The sequence below is a fragment of the Mycobacterium sp. 1245852.3 genome, assembly GCF_001669335.1.
Classification (GTDB): Bacteria; Actinomycetota; Actinomycetes; order Mycobacteriales; family Mycobacteriaceae; genus Mycobacterium; species Mycobacterium europaeum_A.
In genome coordinates this window covers 1-3,505 of sequence record NZ_LZLL01000013.1, presented here as the reverse complement: position 1 = coordinate 3,505, position 3,505 = coordinate 1, and the positions used below count along the sequence as shown (strand labels likewise).

3 protein-coding genes are annotated in these 3,505 nt (G+C 68.1%); all 3 read left to right on the top strand.

Annotated elements, in window-relative coordinates; all coding sequences use genetic code 11:
* A partial coding sequence (locus A9W96_RS00405) for a DUF3097 domain-containing protein (protein WP_067137279.1) occupies positions 1 to 763 on the top strand: 763 nt, incomplete at its 5' end.
* A 91-nt stretch (positions 764 to 854) separates the two neighbouring features.
* The gene (efeU, locus tag A9W96_RS00400; RefSeq protein WP_066879014.1) at positions 855 to 2,465 is read left to right on the top strand and encodes an iron uptake transporter permease EfeU; all 1,611 of its coding nucleotides are present in this window, start codon (positions 855 to 857) and stop codon (positions 2,463 to 2,465) included.
* Positions 2,466 to 2,481: 16 nt separating this feature from the next.
* A partial coding sequence (gene efeO / locus A9W96_RS00395) for an iron uptake system protein EfeO (protein ID WP_197499352.1) occupies positions 2,482 to 3,505 on the top strand: 1,024 nt, incomplete at its 3' end.

Here is a 3,505-nt window from a genome sequence, read left to right as displayed (position 1 = left end):
CGAACTTGGCCTGGTGGTCGAGGACGTGCAAACCGGATATGTCGGCGCGGTGGTGCGCGTCGAATATGGTCGGGTGGACCTGGAAGACCGACGCGGTCACGTGCGCGGATTTCCTTTGGGCCCAGGCTATTTGCTGGAGGGTCGTCCCGTCATCCTCACCGCGCCGCGCCGGCCCGCCCCGACCGCCGTGAACAGGACCGCATCCGGTTCGGTCGCCGTGTCGGGTGTTCGCGCCCGGGTCGCCCGTGCCAGCCGGATCTACGTCGAGGGTCGGCACGACGCCGAGCTGATCGCCCAGGTATGGGGCGAGGACCTGCGGATCGAAGGTGTCGTCGTAGAGCAACTGGGCGGCGTCGACGACCTGGTGGACATCGTCGCCGAGTTCGCCCCGGGCCCCGGGCGCCGGCTCGGGGTGCTCATCGACCACCTCGTCACGGGTTCGAAGGAGGCGCGGATCGCCGATGCCGTGCGGCGCGGCCCGGGTGGTGCCGACACGCTGGTCGTCGGCCATCCCTACGTCGACATCTGGCAGGCCGTCAAGCCGCAGCGGCTGGGCCTGGAGGCCTGGCCGAAGGTGCCACGAAATGTCGAATGGAAACACGGGGTATGCGAGGCCCTGGATCTGCCGCACCGCGATCAGGCGGACATCGCCAGGGCTTGGCGCCACATCCGCTCACGGGTGCGCGACTGGAACGATCTGGAACCGGCGTTGATCAGTCGGGTCGAAGAACTCATCGACTTCGTGACCGCGCCGGCTTCCTGACCCCGCGGGCGGCGGACCAGGGCGAATAGCCAGCGCTTAGTTAGGCTACGCTAAGCCGAAAGTCCCGATCGGCGGGACAGAAATTGGGCGTATGCAGGGCGTATTCGGCGTATTCATCGGCACGTTTCTCATCGGTCTTCGCGAAGGCCTAGAGGCGTCGCTCATCGTGAGCATCGTCGGTGCGTTCCTCAAGCGGAATGGCCAGACGGTCCGCCCGATGTTTGTCGGCGTCGGCCTGGCCGTGCTGCTCAGCGTCGGCGTCGGGGTGGGCCTCGACCTGTTCGCCGCCAGCCTGCCGCAGGTACAGCAGGAGATGATGGAGACCGTCATCAACGCCATCGCGGTGGTGTTCGTGACGTCGATGATCATCTGGATGAACGGCAACGCCGCGCAGCTCAAGGGGGAACTCGAGCGCGAGGCCCGTCAGGCGGTCAACCGCGGCGGCGCGTTCGCGCTGGCGGCCATGGCGTTCCTCGCCGTCCTCAAGGAGGGCTTCGAGACCTCGGTGTTCTTGCTGGCGGCCGCCGAGACGTCACACGGCAACCGGTGGTTCGCCGTGCTGGGCGGCGCGGTCGGCATCGCGACCTCGGTCGGGCTCGGGGTGGCCCTGTACTACGGCGGCCTGCGGATCAACCTCGGCCGGTTCTTCCGGGTCACCGGGGTGTTCCTGGTGCTGATCGCCGCCGGGCTGGTGCTGGGTGCGCTGCGCACCGCGCACGAGGCGGGGTGGGTGAGCATCGGCCAGCAGCAGGTGCTCGATCTGTCCGGCTGGATACCCGCCAACTCGGTGCTGGGCGCCGTGACGACCGGGGTGTTCGGCATCCCCGCCGACCCTCGGCTGGTCGAGGTGGTGGGCTGGCTGCTCTACGCCGTGCCGGTGCTTGTCATCTTCCTGTGGCCCGCCCGGCTCGCCGCCGCGCCGCGAACCCGCAGCCGGCTGCTGGCGGCGACGTCGGCGGCGCTGATCTTCGTCGGGGCGGGGCTGGCGATCACGACGCCCGCCGCCGGCCCGTCCGCGGGCCTGCGGGCGCGCACCGTCACCGACCGCGCGGGCCACACCGCCGTGGTGTCGATGGCGACCGGGCCGCACGGGCGCGAGCTGACCGTCGTCCCCCAGGGCAGCTCGACCGCCCACAGCATCGTGCTGATCCCGGGCGACGATCAAACGGTGGACGGCTTGCCCGTGCAGGTGTGGCAGGCTTCCGAGGCGGCCGGGGCCGACGGTGCGCCGGAGGTCTCGCTGAACCAGTTGCTGAGCATGACGGGGGGCCGGCTGCCGGTCGGTCTCGCGGCCGGCCGCACTCCGGGGCCGTTTCAGGGTCAATGGTCGACGACCACCGAGTACACCGTGCTCGCGCGGGGTGATTGCGTGGTGAGCGCGCACGCGACGAGCAACCGCACCGCGATCTTGACCGGCGGTGGGCTGACCGGGGCCAAGACCGTTAGTCTCGGCGGGCTGACGACGGACTGGTCCACCTCCGCTGCCGATGACCACTCGACGGCGGCCGAGATCGTCGCGAGCGACCACAATCGCGGGGAGCGGCAGCTGTGGAATGTCTGGTTGCCGTTGGTAATAGCGGGTTTTGCCTTAGCTTGCGCGCTGTCAGCGATAGCCTCGGTGCGCGCGGACCGCAGGCAGACCGATGAGAGGAAATCCATTGAAGGTGAGTCGCATCGCCCTGGCAGCGTGCCGGTCTCGTGAATTCCTGTTGACTGCAATGGTTCTCGCCACGACGACGGCGTTGTCCGCGACCGCATGCAGCCACTCGGGTGACACCGCGACCCACGCCCAGCCGCCGAAACCGGGCGGTACCAACGCGGTGAAGGTCACCATGGCCAACGACGGCGGCAAGGACGGCTGCGCCCTGGACACCACCAGCGTGCCCGCCGGGCCGGTGACCTTCACGGTCGCCAACACCAATGCGCCCGGCATCAACGAGGTCGAATTGCTCAGGGACCAGCGGATTGTCGGCGAGAAGGAGAACCTCGCCCCGGGCCTGGACCCGGTGTCGTTCACGGTTTCGCTGGACGGGGGCGCCTACCAGCTCTACTGTCCGGGCGCCAGCACCGAATACCAGACCCTGACGGTCACCGGTAATGCGCCCGCGACACCCACGGGCACCGTGGCGAGCATCCTCGGCCAGGGCACCAAGGACTACGCCACCTACATCGTCAACCAGATCGGACAGCTCAACGACGGCGTGAAGGCACTCGATGCCGCCGTGCAGTCGGGCAACGTCGAGGCCGCGAAGGCGGCCTACGCCAAAGCCCGCTTGTTCTGGGAGCGTTCGGAGTCCACCGTGGAGGGCTTCGTCCTGCCGGGGTTCGCCGTCGGCGACAATGCCGGCAGCCTGGACTACCTGATCGACATGCGTGAGTCGACACCGGTCGATGCCAAGGTTGGCTGGAAGGGCTTCCACGCCATCGAGCGCGATCTGTGGCAGGGCGGCGCGATCACCCCCGGGACCAAGGCGCTTAGCACCGAAATGGTGGGCAATGTCGGTAAATTGAACGGCATCGTCGCGACCCTGCAGTACAAGCCCGAGGACCTGGCCAACGGCGCCAGCGACCTGATCGAAGAGATCCAGAACACCAAGATCACCGGCGAGGAAGAAGCTTTCAGTCACATTGACCTGGTGGACTTTTCGGGCAACGTCGAAGGCGCGCAGCAGGCCTACGCCTCACTACGGCCGGGCCTGGAAAAGATCGATGCCAACCTGGTCCGCCAGATCGATCAGCAGT